Annotated in this window: 15 protein-coding genes and 1 rRNA gene (1 of these 16 cut by a window edge); 5 read left to right on the top strand and 11 right to left on the bottom strand. The window is 62.0% G+C overall.

Annotation, left to right across the window (positions count from 1 at the left end):
• Both V5738_RS16590 and tyrS read right to left on the bottom strand, forming a co-directional pair.
• Nucleotides 1-1,011 (bottom strand): 16S ribosomal RNA (locus V5738_RS16590) (it extends 533 nt beyond the left edge of the window).
• Nucleotides 1,012-1,565: 554 nt separating this feature from the next.
• Complete coding sequence (gene tyrS, locus V5738_RS16595; RefSeq protein ID WP_423821919.1) at nt 1,566-2,780, bottom strand: tyrosine--tRNA ligase; 1,215 nt, start codon at nt 2,778-2,780, stop codon at nt 1,566-1,568.
• 619 nt (nt 2,781-3,399) lie between these two features.
• Here tyrS and V5738_RS16600 point away from each other — a divergent pair.
• Together V5738_RS16600 and V5738_RS16605 are read left to right on the top strand one after the other, a co-directional pair.
• Nucleotides 3,400-4,845: a peptidoglycan DD-metalloendopeptidase family protein gene (locus V5738_RS16600; protein ID WP_423821920.1), complete on the top strand. Its 1,446-nt coding sequence runs from the start codon at nt 3,400-3,402 to the stop codon at nt 4,843-4,845.
• A complete protein-coding gene (locus V5738_RS16605) occupies nt 4,845-6,011 on the top strand; it encodes an anhydro-N-acetylmuramic acid kinase (protein WP_423821921.1) in 1,167 nt (388 codons plus the stop codon). The genes V5738_RS16600 and V5738_RS16605 overlap by 1 nt, the downstream gene beginning before the upstream one ends.
• A 341-nt stretch (nt 6,012-6,352) precedes the next feature.
• Here the strand turns inward: V5738_RS16605 and erpA are convergent, their stop codons facing one another.
• Both erpA and argC read right to left on the bottom strand, forming a co-directional pair.
• A complete protein-coding gene (gene erpA, locus V5738_RS16610) occupies nt 6,353-6,727 on the bottom strand; it encodes an iron-sulfur cluster insertion protein ErpA (RefSeq protein WP_423821922.1) in 375 nt (124 codons plus the stop codon).
• Between the two features lie 80 nt (nt 6,728-6,807).
• Entirely contained in the window at nt 6,808-7,848 is a 1,041-nt protein-coding gene (gene argC / locus V5738_RS16615) for an N-acetyl-gamma-glutamyl-phosphate reductase (RefSeq protein ID WP_423821923.1), read from the bottom strand.
• Between the two features lie 81 nt (nt 7,849-7,929).
• On the opposite strand from argC, the gene V5738_RS16620 reads away from it, so the two are divergent.
• Together V5738_RS16620 and V5738_RS16625 are read left to right on the top strand one after the other, a co-directional pair.
• Nucleotides 7,930-9,723: a chloride channel protein gene (locus V5738_RS16620; protein WP_423821924.1), complete on the top strand. Its 1,794-nt coding sequence runs from the start codon at nt 7,930-7,932 to the stop codon at nt 9,721-9,723.
• A 97-nt stretch (nt 9,724-9,820) separates the two neighbouring features.
• On the top strand, nt 9,821-10,246 hold the full coding sequence (locus V5738_RS16625; RefSeq protein WP_423821925.1) for a CopD family protein: 426 nt from the start codon (nt 9,821-9,823) through the stop codon (nt 10,244-10,246).
• A 257-nt stretch (nt 10,247-10,503) separates the two neighbouring features.
• Here the strand turns inward: V5738_RS16625 and bfr are convergent, their stop codons facing one another.
• The 3 genes from bfr to V5738_RS16640 form a co-directional block, all read right to left on the bottom strand.
• A complete protein-coding gene (gene bfr / locus V5738_RS16630; RefSeq protein ID WP_423821926.1) occupies nt 10,504-11,004 on the bottom strand; it encodes a bacterioferritin in 501 nt (166 codons plus the stop codon).
• Nucleotides 11,005-11,101: 97 nt separating this feature from the next.
• A complete protein-coding gene (locus tag V5738_RS16635; RefSeq protein ID WP_423821927.1) occupies nt 11,102-11,332 on the bottom strand; it encodes a (2Fe-2S)-binding protein in 231 nt (76 codons plus the stop codon).
• Nucleotides 11,333-11,795: 463 nt separating this feature from the next.
• Nucleotides 11,796-12,275 (bottom strand): RNA pyrophosphohydrolase, encoded by a 480-nt coding sequence (locus tag V5738_RS16640; RefSeq protein WP_423821928.1) that lies wholly within the window; start codon nt 12,273-12,275, stop codon nt 11,796-11,798.
• 194 nt (nt 12,276-12,469) lie between these two features.
• Here V5738_RS16640 and V5738_RS16645 point away from each other — a divergent pair, with 194 nt between their 5' ends.
• On the top strand, nt 12,470-13,144 hold the full coding sequence (locus V5738_RS16645) for an HAD family hydrolase (protein WP_423824198.1): 675 nt from the start codon (nt 12,470-12,472) through the stop codon (nt 13,142-13,144).
• Nucleotides 13,145-13,178: 34 nt separating this feature from the next.
• Here V5738_RS16645 and V5738_RS16650 read toward each other — a convergent pair whose 3' ends face one another.
• The 4 genes from V5738_RS16650 to V5738_RS16665 all read right to left on the bottom strand — a co-directional run bounded on the left by V5738_RS16650 (nt 13,179) and on the right by V5738_RS16665 (nt 17,939).
• Nucleotides 13,179-13,967, bottom strand: coding sequence for an inositol monophosphatase family protein (locus V5738_RS16650; RefSeq protein WP_423824199.1), 789 nt, complete (start codon nt 13,965-13,967; stop codon nt 13,179-13,181).
• Nucleotides 13,968-14,527: 560 nt separating this feature from the next.
• Complete coding sequence (gene ampE / locus V5738_RS16655) at nt 14,528-15,406, bottom strand: regulatory signaling modulator protein AmpE (RefSeq protein ID WP_423821929.1); 879 nt, start codon at nt 15,404-15,406, stop codon at nt 14,528-14,530.
• Nucleotides 15,397-15,975, bottom strand: a complete 579-nt coding sequence (ampD, locus tag V5738_RS16660) for a 1,6-anhydro-N-acetylmuramyl-L-alanine amidase AmpD (RefSeq protein WP_423821930.1) — start codon at nt 15,973-15,975, stop codon at nt 15,397-15,399. Before ampD ends, ampE begins: the two co-directional genes overlap by 10 nt.
• Entirely contained in the window at nt 15,975-17,939 is a 1,965-nt protein-coding gene (locus V5738_RS16665) for a DUF4105 domain-containing protein (protein ID WP_423821931.1), read from the bottom strand. Before V5738_RS16665 ends, ampD begins: the two co-directional genes overlap by 1 nt.
• Nucleotides 17,940-18,006 lie beyond the last annotated feature (67 nt).

Below are 18,006 nucleotides of genomic sequence, written 5' to 3' on the forward strand. Positions count from 1 at the left end.
GGAAGGTTCACAGGATGTCAAGGGCAGGTAAGGTTCTTCGCGTTGCATCGAATTAAACCACATGCTCCACCGCTTGTGCGGGCCCCCGTCAATTCCTTTGAGTTTCAACCTTGCGGCCGTACTCCCCAGGCGGAGAACTTAACGCGTTTGCTGCGACACTGACCGACTACGTCGGCCAACGTCTAGTTCTCATCGTTTACGGCGTGGACTACCAGGGTATCTAATCCTGTTTGCTACCCACGCTTTCGAGCCTCAGCGTCAATATTGGCCCAGAAGACTGCCTTCGCCATTGGTGTTCCTCCACATATCTACGCATTTCACCGCTACACGTGGAATTCCGTCTTCCTCTACCATATTCTAGTCACGCAGTTTCGAATGCCATTCCCAGGTTGAGCCCGGGGCTTTCACATCCGACACACGCAACCGCCTGCACTCGCTTTACGCCCAGTAATTCCGATTAACGCTTGCACCCTCCGTATTACCGCGGCTGCTGGCACGGAGTTAGCCGGTGCTTATTCTGCAGGTACCGTCAACACGCTCGGACTATTAATCCGGCGCTTTTCTTTCCTGCTTAAAGTGCTTTACAACCCTAAGGCCTTCTTCACACACGCGGCATGGCTGGATCAGGCTTTCGCCCATTGTCCAATATTCCCCACTGCTGCCTCCCGTAGGAGTCCGGGCCGTGTCTCAGTCCCGGTGTGGCTGATCATCCTCTCAGACCAGCTACTGATCGTCGCCTTGGTACGCCGTTACCGCACCAACAAGCTAATCAGACGTAGACTCATCCTTTAGCGCGAGGGTTGAAGAGCCCCGCTTTGCTCCGTAGAGATTATGCAGTATTAGTCCGAGTTTCCCCGGGTTATCCTCCACTAAAGGGCAGATTTCTACGCATTACTCACCCGTCCGCCGCTCGCCAGCCACCAAGCGAACTTGGTGCTGCTGCCGCTCGACTTGCATGTGTTAGGCCTGCCGCCAGCGTTCAATCTGAGCCAGGATCAAACTCTCCAGTTTAAATACTTCTAACTGGTGCACGATTGATCCAATCGTGCGAAGAGTCATCCTCAAGCTTTTTGCTTTCGGATGCTCTTGGGTAATGGCTTAATGCCACCCCAAAGGAGCACCCACACAAGTCACTTACATGTTGTTAAAGATCGGCTCAAGCGCTATAACGTGTAATGCGTTGTAGCGTTTGCCTTGTTGCGAGAGCGCATATTCTACGCTGATTCGCCAAGGAGTCAACAACTTTTTTCGAATTATTTCGAAGCCGTTGTTGGCTGACTGCTGTACCGCTTAGCGCGGCCCTGCAGTCTACCACAAAAACAATCGAAGGCAACAACCTTAAATCGCTTTGTGGCCCTTGAAACGAATCAGGAAACAACCGAAATCGTTCCCGCTTTCACTTCAAGACAACCAGCTCACCAAGCACCTCGAAAGGCCGTTTTGTTGGCTCACTGCGTTGCGAGAGATGCGTATTCTAGACATCTCTAACCCACGGTCAACACTTTTTTCGAAATAGTTCTGCAATCCGCTCGAAACGCCCGTATGACGGGCGTTTCGAGCCGGCCTTAGCTGCTCGACTGGAGCCGCACCCGCGCGATTCTGCGTTTTCCTACCTGGAGCAGGTGCTCTTCACCGGGATAAACGGTATGACGGGCATCCTTGATCGGCTCGCCATCAAGGCGTACCGCCCCTTGCTTGATGAGGCGCATACCCTCGCCGTTGCTCTTGGTCAGCCCGGCGGCCACCAGCAAGGCCGCCATCTGCAGCCCGTCGGCATCGGCAGCCACCGACGTCTCGGGCAGGTCTTCGGGCACGATGCCCTGACTGAAACGCGACACGAAGGCTTCATGAGCTTCCCGGGCCGCCTGTTCACCGTGAAAACGAGCCACGATCTCGCCGGCGAGCTTGTACTTGTAGTCCCGGGGATTCGCGCCGTCGGCCACTTCGCGTCGATAGGCTGCGATTGTATCGGCCGGTTCGAACGACAGCAGCTCGAAATAACGCCACATTAGTTCGTCGGAAATCGACATCAGTTTGCCGTACTGATCGTTCGGTGCCTCGTCGATGGCGACATAGTTGCCCAGCGATTTCGACATCTTGTTCACGCCGTCTAATCCTTCGAGCAACGGCATGGTCAAAACCGCCTGGGGCGTTTGGCCATAGACATGCTGCAAATGACGGCCCATTAACAGGTTGAACTTCTGGTCGGTGCCGCCCAGTTCGAGATCGGCATTCAAGGCCACCGAATCGTAGCCTTGTAGCAACGGATACAGAAATTCGTGGATCGCGATCGGCTGGTTCGAGGTATAGCGCTTGTGAAAATCATCACGCTCAAGCATGCGAGCCACGGTGTGCTGGGCCGCCAGCTTGATCATGTCAGCGCCAGAGAACTCGTTCAGCCAGCTCGAGTTGAACACCACACGGGTCCGATCCGCATCCAGGATCCGATAGATCTGGGCCTCGTAGGTCCGGGCATTGGCTGCCACCTCTTCTTCGGTGAGCGGCTTGCGGGTAACGTTCTTCCCGGTCGGGTCACCGATCATGCCGGTGAAATCACCGATCAGAAAGACGACGTCGTGGCCCATGTCCTGGAACCAGCGCAGCTTGTTGAGCAACACGGTGTGCCCGAGGTGCAGATCCGGCGCGGTCGGGTCGAAGCCGGCCTTGATCACCAGCCGCTCGCCTCGGGCGCTGGCGTTTTCGAAACGCTCGCGGAAATCCGCTTCCGGAATGATTTCGTCCGCACCGCGGACAATTTCGGCCCAGTCTTGGCTCGTCAATGCCTGCTCCGTGTCTCGTATCGCTTGGCGCGTCAGTCTAGGGCCTGTTGCGGTTTCGCGCGAGGCCCATATGATCGCTGCCCCAGCCTGTTTACAAGGCCCGACGCTACCGTGGGCATCGAAGCCAAGCCACACGATCCCGGCAGATTTCTGCAGCACTGGCTCTGGCCCCCGAAAGCGCCGTACACACCGACAGGCGCCGAGACCACAATCGCTACAGATATAGGGCGCTGTCCTTGACGCCCGGTGGCTGGCTACCGGCTGACGCTACAACCGAAACAGCACGCCCCTACCTAGGCACATACGAACACTACGGTCTGGCTCACGATGCCATCGACACTTCCAAGGTACTGGCGTCTAGCACACTGACCGATACGACCGCCCTAAAAAAATCCCCCGCCCGGCCGTAATAGGCCCCAGGCGCCGGTCGGCCATCGTATGCAATGCATATACGGCCGACGCCCGACAGGCCACAAGGCGCAATGCGAAGCGCTAGACACACTGGGCGGGAGTTGCTAAGCGCCCGTGTTTGTGGTTTTTTAAGTCGTGATCGAGGGCTGGGGGTACTGGGGCATGCCCGTCGATCGCCATGTGCATCATTTACTGCGATTGAAACTCTATGGGCAAACTCGTCGAGCGGGATTATCTGTGGCTGCGCGATATACGACCGCAGAAATCACCGACCTGGCGCCGCTGGGCGCCTTTGGGCTTGATTCCAGCGGCCGCTGTACTGGCCTGGGTCGCGACCGCTCCGAACGCCCCACAACCCGACCGAACCAACACGCCTGATCGGGTGACTACTGCCTCGGCCTCGCGGCCGCCGGCCCGTGCCCTACCGGCCAATTTCGTGGCTCCCAAACCTGGCACCCCAGCCCCAAAGCCGGCCGGCTTGCAGGAACTGGCTTTTTCACCCGCACAGCGCCTGACCGCCAGCCCCGGCGAGCCCGGCTGGCAGCAGGTGGTCATTCAGGATGGCGATACCTTGTCGCTGGCCTTCGCTCGTCATGGCCTGTCGTATATGGATTCGCTGCGTATCGCCCATTTGCCCAAGCTCGGCCGCTACTTCACGCGCGGGCTGAAGGCCGGTGACGTGTTGAAGGTCAAGGCCGACCAGTCCGGCCGTATCGAGCAGCTGCAATACGACGTCGATCCACTGCACCATTTGACCGTTCGTCGTGGCGAACACGGGCTCACCGGGGCGCTGGCCGAACAGCGCGCCGAACATCGACGCAGCTATGCAAGCGGTGTGATTCACAGCAGCTTCTATCGCGATGCCATGAAAGCCGGGCTGACCGATCGCCAAGTCACGGCTATCCACCATATCTTTTCTCGCAACGTGAATTTCGATCGCGACATCCAGTCCGGCGATCGTTTCATGGTGGTCTATGACGAGCTCTACCACGACGACAAGAAGATGGGGAACGGCCCCATTCTCGCAGCGGCCCTGATCAATAATGGCCGCGTCATTCGTGCGCTGCGCGATACCGACCGCGACGGCCACAGCGAATACTATCGCCCAGACGGACGGCCGTTGCGCCAGGCTTTCGTGCGCTCGCCGGTGCACTACACGCACATCAGCTCACCGTTCAACCTCAACCGCAAGCATCCGATCCTGCATCGTATCCGTCGTCACGAAGGCACCGATTATGCCGCGGCTTCCGGTACGCCGATCCATGCTACCGGCGACGGCACGATCACGTTCCGCGGCCGTCGCGGCGGCTACGGCAACGTGGTGATCATCCGCCACGATCGCGACATCAGCATGCGGTTCGCGCATATGTCGCGTTTCGCGCGGAATCTGCACGTCGGTAGCCGCGTCAAACAAGGCCAGGTCATCGGCTATGTCGGCATGACCGGTTTGGCGACCGGGCCGCATCTGCACTATGAATTTCGAGTCGACGGCAAGCCGCGCAATCCGCAGACCGTGTCCCTGCCCGGCGCGCCGCCGCTACAGGGCCGCGAACTGGTCGCTTTCAAATCCCGGCATGCCGACCTGCTGGCACGTCTAGACGACATGACTGGCGCTGGGAAACTTCGCATGGCATCTGCAGCCGACTCGCCCTGATGCCCGATCAGCGCGACTGCTATATCGGGCTGATGTCGGGCACGAGCGTGGACGCCGTAGACGCGATCGTCGCTCGTTTCGATTCCGCCCAGGGCCGGCCCGAAATCCTGGCCACGCATAGTCATCCGCCCCCGACCGGACTTCGCGACGCACTTCTGGGCCTGTCCGGGGCCGGGCAACGGCTAACGCTTCTAGAATACGGCCGCCTCGATCAAGCGGTCGGCTCGTGGTTCGCCGAAGCTGCCAACGCGGTCATCGACAAGGCGGCATTGAGCGCCGATCGCATCGCCGCGATCGGCAGCCATGGCCAGACAATCTGGCATGCGCCGGACGATACTCGTCCGTTCAGCCTCCAGATCGGCGCCGCACCGCGGATCGCGGCTGAAACCGGCTGCTCAGTGGTGGCAGATTTTCGCAACGCCGATATTGCGCTCGGGGGCCAAGGCGCCCCCTTGGTCTGTGCTTTTCATGCCGCGCTGTTTGCCGACGCTGACACCCATCGCGTAGCCGTGAACATCGGCGGTATTGCCAATATCACGTTGCTGCCCCACCAGGCAGCCAGCGATACCACCGCCATCCGAGGCTTCGATACCGGGCCGGGCAACGGCTTGATGGACGCCTGGATTCAACGGATACACGGGCGCAGCCATGATGCCGCCGGCGCCTGGGCGGCCTCCGGTACGATCGACGATGCCTTGTTCGAAGCCCTGGCTTCGGAGGCGTATTTCCAGCGCCCGCCGCCCAAAAGCACCGGCCGTGAATATTTCGGGCTCGACTGGCTGGATCGTCACCTCGAAGCACTCCCCCACGCGCCGGACCCAGCCGATGTTCAGGCCACACTCTGCGAGCTTACGGCCGCGACGATCATCGATGCCATCGAGCGATTCGGCCCAGGCCAGGAAGCGCTATATCTATGCGGCGGCGGTGTGCACAACCGCTATCTGGTCGAGCGGATTGCCGCATGGGCCGGGCCGCGACCGGTCGAAACCACAGGCATGCTGGGCTTGGATCCGGACTGGATCGAAGCCCTGGCCTTTGCTTGGCTGGCGCGCCAGCGGGTTCTGGGTCAACCCGGCAATGCACCAGGAGTGACGGGTGCCCGGGGCTTGGCCGTGCTCGGCGCCTGGCATGCCGCGCCGCTACCGTCGGACGCTGCGGACGCCTAAAGACTCAGAAGGCCAAGCCGGCTGTTATTGCCTAGGGGCGCTCGGCCGATTGGGGATATGAGCATGGCCAGCGTCCCAGGCTTTGTTGAACGAACTCCGGGCCTTATCAGTTCGTGGCGTATCCACCACGGCCGGGCCATCCGCAAAAGCGAAGGGCACGTATCGCCTGATACCGGGAACGAATCGTCGCAATCATAGTGCGTTGTCGCACTTCGATTACGGCTTACTAACGGCATTGCCCGGCGCATGGGATTCGGCCGGGCGAAGCCGTCGCCTTTGTCGTTCATCCTACGGGGCCGGTCGCCAAGCCGCCCCCGGCGGGGCGACCGGCTGCCTTAACCTTATACCGCGAACGAGTTACCGCAGCCGCAGGTCGTGGTGGCGTTTGGATTGCGGATCACGAACTGCGCGCCCTCGAGCCCATCCGAGAAATCGATCTCGGCGCCCATCAGATAGAGCACACTCATCGGATCCACCAACAAGGTCACGCCCTGTTTTTCGATCAGGGTATCGCCGTCCTCGACGTTCTCGTCGAAGGTGAAACCGTACTGGAACCCCGAACAGCCACCACCAGAGACGAACACCCGCAGCTTGAGCTCGTCATTGTTTTCGTCTTCCAGCAATTCTCGAACCTTGCTGGCTGCAGCATCGGTAAAGACCAGCGCAGCCTGCTGCTGGTCGGCTTCTTGTTCGATCGTGTCGGTCGCAGTACTCATAAGCGTTTCCGTTTCGAACCCGCGTAAACATCATACGACATCGTTGCGATACGCGGGTTTTCAAGGGCCGGAACCTTATTTTAGGGCACCGGCGCGGTATTAGTCAGCGCGCGAGTTTCGGGCGCGCCAATCATCAGATTAAAACATTGCACGGCCTGGCCGGCCGCACCTTTGACCAGGTTATCAATGGTCGAAAGCACAACCGCCTGGTCGCCGTCAGCCGGGCGATGCACGGCCAGCCGGCACATATTGGTGGCGCGCACATGGCGCGTCTCGGGCGTGCCCCCCGGGCCGAGCACGTCGACGAAAGGCTCGTCGGCATAGGCAGCGTCGAACAGGGCCTGCAGATCGGCCTCGCCGGTCAGCGTGGCATAGAGCGTGGCATGAATACCACGAATCATCGGCACTAGATGCGGCACGAAGGTCAATCCGACCGCGCCGCCGGCCATTTCCTGAAGCAGCTGCTGGATCTCGGGCAAATGACGATGACCGCCGACGCCGTAGGCCTTGAACGATTCATTCATCTCAGCGAACAGAAAACCAGGCTTGAGATTCTTGCCCGCGCCCGAGACCCCGGTCTTGGCATCGGCAATCAGCCGGTCGATGTCGACCAAACCGGCATCGATCAAGGGCTTGAAACCGAGCAATACGGCCGTGGGATAACAGCCCGGACAGGCCACTAGATCGGCGCCCGCGATCGCCTGTCGGCGCCCGAGTTCGGGCAGGCCGTAGACCGCGCGCTCGATCAGTTCCGGGGCGGCATGCTCGGTGTTGTACCAGCGCGACCAGAGCTCGACATCGGTCAGCCGGAAATCGGCCGACAGATCGACGACGCGTACCCCGGCGGCCAACAGATCCGGCACATCGTGCATGGCCGCGGCATGCGGCGTGGCGAAGAACACCACGTCGCAGGCGGCCAACAGCTCGTGATCGGGGGCAGCGAACTCCAGATCCAGCACGCCGCGCAGCTGCGGATAGGCTTCGGCCACCGGGGTGCCGACCGCACTACGCGAAGTCACGGCCGCGATCTCGGCATCCGGATGCGCAGCCAGCAGCCGCAGCAGCTCGGCTCCGGCGTAGCCGGTACCGCCTACCAAACCGATTTTATGCGCGCTTGCCATGGAAGATCGCTGTTACCGAAGAAAATGTAGCCGCATACTACACCCGCACCCAAGCCATAGTGAAAGACGCGAACTCCGACCATGTCGCTCCTGTTTCGATACGTGCACTGGCGCCGACGGCTTAGCCGCTTTTGGCTGCGGCGCGTCGAGCATTGGCGCAGCCAGCTGGCGGATGTCGAAAACACGCCGGGGCTGGGGCTGCTGTGCCTGATGGGCGCGATCACCGGCGGCCTGGCCGGGCTCGCCATTCTCGGCCTGTACGGGGCCATTCAGGCGTTACGGCTGCCGCTGTTTGCGCTGTTTGGCGATAACGAAACCATCTTCAGCGATGCCGCGGTATTGTTCCGGCTGGCGGTGCCGGTGCTCGGCGCGCTCCTGCTTGGGCTGTTGGTGGAATGGCGGTTCAAGGCACTGGAAAACGGCATCGTGCACGTCATCGAGCGCCTGATGTATTACCAGGGGCAGCTGCCACTGCGCGCTGCCGTAGTAGATTTTGCGGCCTCCGCGATCTCGATCGCCAGCGGTCAATCGGTGGGCCGGGAAGGCACGGCGGTGCATGCAGGCGCCTTCACCGGCAGCTGGCTGGCCCGCCGGCTGGCGCTGCCGAACAACAGCGTACGCACCCTGGTCGGCTGTGGCACGGCGGCCGGTATCGCGGCCTCGTTCAACACCCCCCTGGCGGCCGTAGTATTCGCCATGGAAGTGGTGATGATGGAATACACCATCGCCGGCTTCGCACCGATCATCCTAGCGGCGGTGACCGGTTCGCTGGTGACCCTCGACCTACCCAATGTGCATCCGCACCTGACCGGGGCCGCCGAACAGTTCAACGTCGTCGAACTGCCGGTCATGACCGCGATGGGGCTGGCGCTCGGGCTGCTCGGCGGCAGCTTCACCCGCCTGGTGGGCTGGTTCGTGCCGATACTGTCGCGCATTCGCGTCAGTCTGCGTATGGCCCTGGCGGGGTTGGTCACCGGGGTGTTGGCAATCCAGTTCCCGCAGATCCTCGGGCTCGGCTTCGAGACCGTGAATCGCGCGCTGGCTGGCGATTTCGATGCGCTTTTCGCTCTCGGCATCGGCATGGCCAAGCTCGTGGCCACCCTGTTCGCGGTCGCCGCGACTATGCCCGGCGGGGTAATCCTGCCGATGTTCGTGACCGGCGCCACGCTGGGTAGTGCGGTCGGCACGCTGGCCGCGACCTTCTTGCCGATCGCGATCAGCGGCCCCGGGCTATATGCCTTGCTCGGCCTGGGCGCGATGATGGCGGCCGTGCTGCAGGCTCCCCTGTCGGCCTTGGTCGCGGTTCTCGAATTCTCCGGCCAGACCGATATGGTGCTACCCGGCATGCTGGTGATCATCGCAGCCCTCGTGGTCTCGCGTCGGATCGCAGTCTCAGATTCGATTTTCCGGCTGCTGTTGCGTCGACGCGGGCTGGACTATCGCAACGACCCGGTCTCGCAATATCTGCGTCGGGCCAGTGTGCTGTCGACCATGAACCGGCGCTTCCGGGTGCTCGATGCCGTGACCACACGCGCCGAGGTCCGTAAGGCACTGGAGGCCGGCATCGACTGGCTGCTGATCCGGCCCGGAACCGGCCGTGCCCAACTCATGCGACCCGACGAACTCCGGCGTGTGTTCGCCGACGGTGAAGACGAGGATGCCGAGAACGAAATCGATCTCATGGATATTCCGGCCCACCGGGCCGATGCCTATCCGATCGATGTTCGGGCCAGCCTGCAAGAAGCCTATGATCAGTTCGAAAACACCGAGGCCGAAGTTCTGGTCGTGCAACGGTCGGCCTCGCTGAGCGGACGCCGGCCCACGCCCTACGGCATTCTCACCCCCGACGTGGTGGCTGCCACCTATCGCCGCTGAACGCGCCATTCGCCCGGACCCTGGCCTCGATCGCTACAATGGCGACGTCGACCCTGAGCGATGATCGCCATTTCCCCGGATCAAAAAGGAGTCCCGGATGTTTCTATGGGTCAAAGCCTTCCATGTGATCTTCATGGTGGCTTGGTTCGCCGGCCTGCTCTGTCTGCCGCGCCTGTTCGCCTACCATGCCGAAGCACAGGACCAGGCTGAACATAAACGCTTGGCTATGATGGCGTCTCGGCTATCGAAGACCATGTCGATCGCGGCGCTGGGCACCATCGTGTTCGGGCTGTGGCTGCTAGTGATGCTGGGCAGCGGCTGGCTGGCAGCCAACGGCTGGTTTCATGCCAAGCTCACCCTGGTGCTCCTGTTGATCGGCTTCCACGGCTGGTGCCAGGTCCAGGTCAAAAAATTCCGCGAAAACCGGGCAACCGGCTCGATCGGCTATTACCGCCTGATGAGCCAAGTACCCACGGTGCTGCTGATTGCCCTCATGATCCTGGTGTTCGTCAAACCGTTCTAAGGCGTGTTAGTGCTTGGCGCGAAACCAGCGCTTGGGCGGCCAAGCCATACGCGCGGATAAGACCAGCACGCCCCGCCGCTCTACGCCGAAGAGCAACGACGCCCAAGCACTGCCACGCGGCAGGGCGCGTTTTGATCTTGCGCCCGAGGCGACTCGGGCGAAGATCCAGCCCGCAGGCACCCGATCTATTCCCAGGCATAAAAAAGCCCACCCCGATCACTCTCGGGGCGGGCTCTGGCCACGGCGCGCGATCGGCGCTATTCGCCGTCGTCTGGCGTCTGGTTGATATCGGGGCCGGTCTGCGATTGCAGATAGTTGGCTTCGCCCATGCTCTTGATCAGATCGAGCTGGGTTTCGATGTAATCGATATGCTCTTCTTCGTCGGCGAGGATATCCACGAACAGATCGCGGGTCGCATAGTCGCCAGCGTCCTCGCAGACCTTGATAGCTTCCTTGTAGTGGGCATGGCCTTCGTATTCCGCCGCCAAGTCGCACTCGAGCATTTCCTGCGGCTTTTCACCGATGCGCAGCTTACCGAGATCCTGAAGATTGGGCAGCCCGTTGAGGAACAGGATGCGCTTGATAAAGCGATCCGCATGCTGCATTTCCTCGATGGATTCGTTGTACTCGTGCTTGCCGAGTTCGAAGAAACCCATGTCTTCGTACATGCGCGCATGCAGGAAATACTGGTTGATCGCCGTCAACTCAAGCTTAAGCGCTTCCTGCAGATATTTAACAACCGTTGCGTCGCCTTTCATTGCACACCCTGTATCGGCCTGAATTCACGCCAAGCCTAGCCGAGGCGTGGGCAACGCACAATCCAGAATCACCAAACGTAAGCGCTACAAGTCGGCGTTAGCCGGTCGCAGCCACGGACAGCGCCGGCTCGGCTACCTCGGCCGCCATTTCGACCCGTTCCGACTCTAGCCGACATTGCGACAGCACATCCTTGGCACAGGGCGCGCAGCGGCCGCAGCAGCCGGCCACACCCAGCTTCTGGCGCAGCTGACGCATGCTGCAAGCCCCTTCGCAGTAGGCTTCGCGGATCTGGCAGTCGGTAACCGCATTGCAGACGCAGACATACATGGGCATAACCTCCGAGACGCAGTACAACGCTAATGAGAATGATTGTCAACTGCTGTCGGAAATTATTCCTGATGCGCTGCATCGGCGTCTGTACCCAGAACGCCATGCGCTTTCAAGACAGCGCCTTGGTTGGCGTGAGTCGTTGGGGACCGAGCCTGGCGCCGCGCTGGCGGCCTGGTGAAAAATTCGTAGTCGCGCCTTGCACCAGCCACCGGAACGGCGGCCGCCTGAGGCCCTACCAAGTTTGCGGCGGTGGGCAACACGCGCTGCGTTAAGGCCGAGCCGATCGGATCGTACGGAGCTGCAGCCCGGGGCCACGATTCCTTGCCCTACGCCCGCAGGCGTCCCGGAGCCGGCTCGTTCTCAGCGATCCAGCAGGGCAGTGCTTGCGTCGCCGCGCAAGGTTCGTTGTCTCCTACCCCAGACCGCCTTATATGCGTTCTGCAGCGGCCGTCAGCGCTTTCTAGGCCGTATCGTTCAAACAGCAGGCCAGCTCATCCAGCGCCTTGCGGTAGACCTGGCGCTTGAAGAACACGACCTCGTCGACCGGGTCCCAATAGTCCACCCAGCGATAGCCGTCGAATTCCGGCTTGGCGGTCGCATCGAAGCGCACGCAGGTCTCTGGGGCGACCAGCTGCAGCATGAACCATTTCTGTTTCTGGCCAATACATAGCGGCTGCCGATGGCGCCGGATATAGCGCTTGGGGAGACGATACCGCAGCCAGTTGCGGGTCGCGCCGATGATTTCGACATGCTCCGGCCGCAGCCCGACCTCTTCCTCGAGCTCGCGGTACAGCGCGGTCCGGGCATCCTCTCCCTGTCGTATGCCCCCTTGAGGGAATTGCCAGGACTGTTGGCCGATGCGTTTCGCCCAAAAGACCTTGCCCTGCTGATTGCTCAAGATGATGCCGACGTTCGCTCGGAATCCTTGTGCATCAATCACGTGAATACCCTCGGTAAAACTACCTATTTGATTCTTTCATACATTCGCAAAAAACGAAAAAACATGTGCTGAACCCGATATCGGCTCTTTTGGACGCATTCAATCATCTAGTGCACAGCCTTTTTGTCTTTTTATCGACTTCCTCAGGCACCATCATGACGTTTACCGCTTACAACATAACCCGGCCCGATCACGTGCGACTGACTTTTTTCGATCTCGACAATACCCTACTGGCCAGCGACAGCGACTACGAATGGGGCCGTTTTCTGGTGGATGAGGCTATCGTGGACCCGGCGACCTATGCGCAGGCGAACGACCACTTCAAAGCACAGTACGACGCTGGCGCGCTGGATATCCATGCTTACCAACGCTTCGTGCTCGCGCCCTTGATCGAACAGCCGGCGCGCATGGAACAGCTGCGGCAGCGCTTCGTTGCCGAACGCATCGCACCGGTCGTCGCGCCCCATGCCCGTGCGGTGGTCGATTTTCATCAGCAGCGCGGCGACACAGTCGCGATCATCACCGCGACCAATCGGTTCGTGACCGCCCCGATCGCCGAACTCTTGGGCATCGAACATCTGATCGCGACCGATCCCGAAATCGTGGACGGCGCCTATACCGGCGCGATCGCCGGCACGCCCTGTTATCGCGACGGCAAGATCGTGCGCGCCCGAGAATTCGTTGCGGTCCAGGAGCGCGCCTACAACGCGGTAACCTTTTACTCGGACTCGCACAACGATCTGCCACTGCTGCGCTGGTCCGACCAGCCGTTCGCGGTCGATCCGGATCCAACCCTGGCCGCGGCTGCCCAGGCAGCCGGTTGGCCGATCATCAGCTTCCGCGGCGAATCCATGCCGGCGATCGCCTGATCGCCGGCGCCCCTATCAGGCCAGTCCAACCGGCTCAGTCGTCACGCGGCGCGTGGCGGGCTTCGTCCCAGTCGCTCAGATAGCGAGTCAGCTGGGCGCGCAGGCGGCCGTTGGTCGCCATCGCGGTACGCGATTCCAGATCGATTGGGCCGCCGCCGAGTTCGGTGATATCGCCGCCCGCCTCGCGCACGATTACGGTCAAGGCCGCGATATCCAGAATATTGAGGTCCGATTCGATAATCGCGTCGATCGCCCCGCTGGCCAGCAGATGATAGTGATAGAAATCGCCGTAGCCGCGGATGCGATGCACATCGCCGACCAACTCGCCGATCTTCGGCCAGGCCGGTGAAGCGCCGAGCGCGCCGATATTGCCCATCGAGAGACTCGCCTCGGCGATGTCCTCGACCTCGGAGACCCGAATCGGCTCGCCGTTCAGAAACGCGCCCTGACCGCGCGCGGCCGTGGCCATCTCACCGCCGCCGAAGGCCGGCGCATTGGAGACACCGACCACCAGCTCACCTTTGTGCATGAGCGCGATCTGGGTCGAGAAAAACGGATAGCCGCGTACGAAACTCTTGGTCCCGTCGATTGGATCGATCAACCAGACATAGTCGGCATCGATCGATTCCCGACCGAGTTCCTCGCCGTAGAAGCCGTGATCCGGAAAGGCTTCGGACAGCACTTCCTTGATCACGCGTTCGCATTCGATATCGGCAATGGTCACTGGTGAGGCATCGGCCTTGCGCTCGACCTCGAACTCACCGTGGTAATAGCGATTGATCACCGCCTCGGCCGCGCGGGCAGCCTGCATGGCGGTATTCAGATAGCGGCTCAGATCCTCGGCCACGACCTCTCCTTGTCTGGTGTGCGATCGAACATGGTAGGGCGTGTGGCGATTCGGTACGAGTCTGTGCCGGCCCTGGCTCGCGCTTCAGTATCGCCGACACACCCGCCGAGGCCAGTCCGACGCGCGCAGCCCGCAGGTCCGCCGCACTGGTCACCAAGCTACGCAAGACTGGCGGCCGCGAGCCGAGGCCTTATCTGCGCCAAGCGCGTCGTGGTATACGGCAGCCGCAGTGCGCGACTGGCGTCGTACACGGGCAGGCGCCGAGACCTTCGGCTTCGCCCCACCGTGCAACCTCACTAATGCCTACGAGCGTATAGAGGTTACGCCCGGGCGCCGCATTGCCGCCCTAAATCGTGGCGGGCAAGGCTCGAAACACGGCCAGACGCGATTTGGGGCACGGCCCGCCGGGCAGGCGCGGTTGGGCCATAATCCAGCGTTACCGCTCATGGACGTCACGCCACGACGCCGCACTCGCGATGCCTCGGCTGGCAGCCGAACCGCCCTTGGCGGGGATTCGTAGGAAACCTCCACACGCCCTAGCGAAAAATCCCGGCCAGGGTCAGCAACGCGAAACCGGCCAGCAGAATCAGCACCGATCGCGAAATCAGCGATAGCGCGCCAAGCAGCGTATCGTCGAAACATTGCTGGTCGGTCAGCCCGCTGTCTACGCCGAGGGCGCCGCGCCCGACCGCAGCCAGCAGGCGCCAGCTGGCGATGCCACTGACGTGGGTGCTGGCCCGGGCCGTACGCCAGCCCGCCAACGCCTGGCCACTCTGGCCCGCGATTACATATACGAGTGCGACGATGCGCGCCGGGATCCAGGCCGCCAGACCATGCACGTATTCGGCCACCCGCGCGGTCTGTCGGGTAGCCGGATCGCGCACCGCCAGCGCCGGCAGCTCCCGCACCAGCCGATAGAACAGCGCCCCGGTTGGGCCGGCCACGAAAAACCATAGCAACACAGCCAGCACCCGCTCATGGCCCTGCACGAGCACGGCGCCTACGATGGTTGGCGGATCAATATCGCGCGCCCGACGGCCGCTGGCCCGGCGACAGAGCGCGACCGCCCGAGCCTCGACTTCGTCGTGAGCCTGCTCGCTGCGTGCATGCGCCAACGCATACACATCCTCCCAGAGATCGCGCGGGCCGAGGCTGATCAACAGCCCGATCAGGCCGAACACGAGCTGCGCGCCCAGCCATAGATGGGTATCGATCATCCACTGCAGCACTCCGAACACTGCCAGCGGCGGCAGGATCACCGCGACGCCGAACGGTCGGGCCAGCCAGGCACGGCCGAGGCGACTGCGCTCGATCAGCCGGACATAGGCCGCGAACGCATCGATCTGGCGCAGACGGGAAAGCTGGCCCAGCGTTCGCTCGAGCAGCAGTGCGACCACAATCACGATCAAATGCATAGGCGATCCAGTAATCGATGCAGTGCAGCCCAGTCGAAAGCCGGCCCCGGATCGGTCTTGCGCCCCGGAGCGATATCGCTATGGCCGACGATACGCGAACGCGTCATCCCCGGATAATGAAGCAAAAGCGCGGCCGTAACAGCCGCCAGCCGACGATACTGGGCCGGCGTATAAGGACAGTCGTCGGTGCCTTCGAGCTCGATGCCGATCCCGAAATCGTTGACGCGTTCGCGGCTGTCGAAGACCGATGCCCCGGCATGCCAGGCGCGATCGTCGAACGATACATATTGGGTCAACGCGCCGCTGCGCTCGATCACGGCATGGGCCGAGACCCGCAGATCGGCGATCCGGGCATAGAACGAATCGGCCGCCGAATCCAAACGATTGGTAAACAGGGCTTCGACCTGCCCATGGCCGAACCGGCCTGGCGGCAGGGTAATGCCGTGTACGACCAGCGTATCGACCGCAACGCCGGCCGGGCGCATATCGTGATTGGGCGAAACGATTCGGCGGGCATCGACGAGCCAGCCGTCGACAGTCATGCGGGGGATTGCGATCGGATCAGCCATCAGAAATATGCCTGGATACCGAAATCCACCCGGGTCCCGCGATCGAACTTCGTATCCTCATAGCCAATGCTCGAACGAAACGCCCAATCATCCACGATCGGCCACTGGGCGCCCAACTTGGCCCAGCCATAGTGGCCATCGGCCCCGGCGGCATAGTGCAGCCAGCCGGCATCGGCCCGGAGCTGGATGCCGGGATGCGGATAGACCAAAAGCCCTACGTTCGGCCCGGCCCCTAGCGCATAGGCCGGCTGCAGCCCAGGGTTGGCATCCAGCGACACCTGGCCGAACACATAGCCGGTGAGTTTGCCACTGCCCCAGGCCAAGCCCGGCCCGCCCTGCAGGTAGTAGCCCAGATCGTTGGCGGCATCGGTAAACACATGGCTCGAAGGCCGACGCCGTAGACCGGTATCAACGGTGAACGAGACCGGCTTGAACCAAGCGCTGCGTGGCGACAACGACGTAATCGACAACAGCCGGATATCGTCGAGTTTTAGCTGCCCGTCTTCGGGGTCGACGCGCAGGCCGATATCTGCGAAATCGATGGCAGCGCCGCGGGTATAGCCGCCAGGGTCGTCGAGCAGATCGTGATAGGCCGGACGGATCCGGAAACCGAGCGAGAATGTGTCATCGGCATACACGCCCGACGCATTGACCCGCAGCGAGCGATGGCCGCTGGCCGGCGAGATATGCGGGGCCGGCACCGCGCCGAACGGCGAGGTCCGAGGAATTTTCGCCCGGGCCGACAGAATATGGTTGGCATAGCGCTGCCCGGCCTGGCCCTTGATCGGGGCCGCGACTTCGTCGCTGGCGAGCTGGTAATGCAGGGCATCGTAGGCGACTTCCAGCACCTTGGCCCGTGCCTCGGGCGCCAACGCTGCCACCTTCGGCGCGGTCGGCGCCAGCTCGTCGGCCGCGATCTGGCGCGCCAGGGCCTGCTGGCGATCGGTGAGCTGGCGGGTTTCCCAACGCAGCATGGTTTCCATCGACGGTCGATAGTCGGCCGGGCCGAGCAGCCCCGGGGTATCGGCCATGCTGCGGATAGTATCCGAAGGGATCGCATACCAGTCGTAGTCGCGGGTCAGATGCAGACTCGGCCTGGCGGCATCCAACAGGCTCAACAGCTGGTACGAACAGTTCTTGTTGAGGAAATAGTAGACAAAATGGACGCTGTCCATCTCCCAGGTATGGTCGACCAGCCGCGACAATTCGGCGTCGCTGAGCTTGAGCGGATACGACCAAACATCACGGTTTTCGATCCAGGCGTACTGCTTGACTTTCTTGTAATAAGGAAACAGCCCGAATACCCCGGGATAGCCCCCGGTCAGCCCTTTCCAGACAAACCCCAGGCCGCGCTTGTCCTCGGGCGCAGCAGCTGCGAAATTGATCGCATAGGACAGCAGCTCGGTGCCGTGCCGGCGCTGGCCGGAATCGATCCGCAGCAGGGTATGGCCGAACATCGACGACGGGCTGTTGGGAAAAGCGGTCGGAAACACCAGGCTGGCCGAGGCGGGATCGATCATCGCCCGCCAGCGCTGATACTTGGGGCACTGATGTACCGGCAGCCGATTGGTATCGATCGACAGCCGCTCGACCAGGAACTTGCGCCGCGCCACGAACAGGCAATAGGCCGGCCGCTCGCGTGGACCGATCGCCCGTTTCGAAAACAGCCCGGCCAGGGTGGCATCGAGCTCGGCGGCCGGATCGGTCGCGCCGTTGTCGGCCAGGAAGAACCAGGGCGAGGCCACCTCGCTATGGACCCCCGGACGTAGCCAGTTCGGCTCGTAATGCAACAACGCCCGCCATTCCGGGGCCTCGGACAGCGCCTGCTCGGCCGCGCGCTGTTGCAACGTGGCGAGACTCGCCGTGGGCTCGGCCGGCGCAGAAAGCGCCGCAGGCCCGCCCAGGAGCAGACACGCATACAGCAGACCGCCGCACACACAGCGGCCGATCGACGAGAAAGCCATTATCGCCCTTGGCGTCGCAGCAGGATGTCGGCGGCCATTATTCCAGCTCGGGCGTTCGCCGTGGTCG

It is taken from the genome of Salinisphaera sp. SPP-AMP-43 (genome assembly GCF_049568105.1).
Classification (GTDB): domain Bacteria; phylum Pseudomonadota; class Gammaproteobacteria; order Nevskiales; family Salinisphaeraceae; genus Salinisphaera.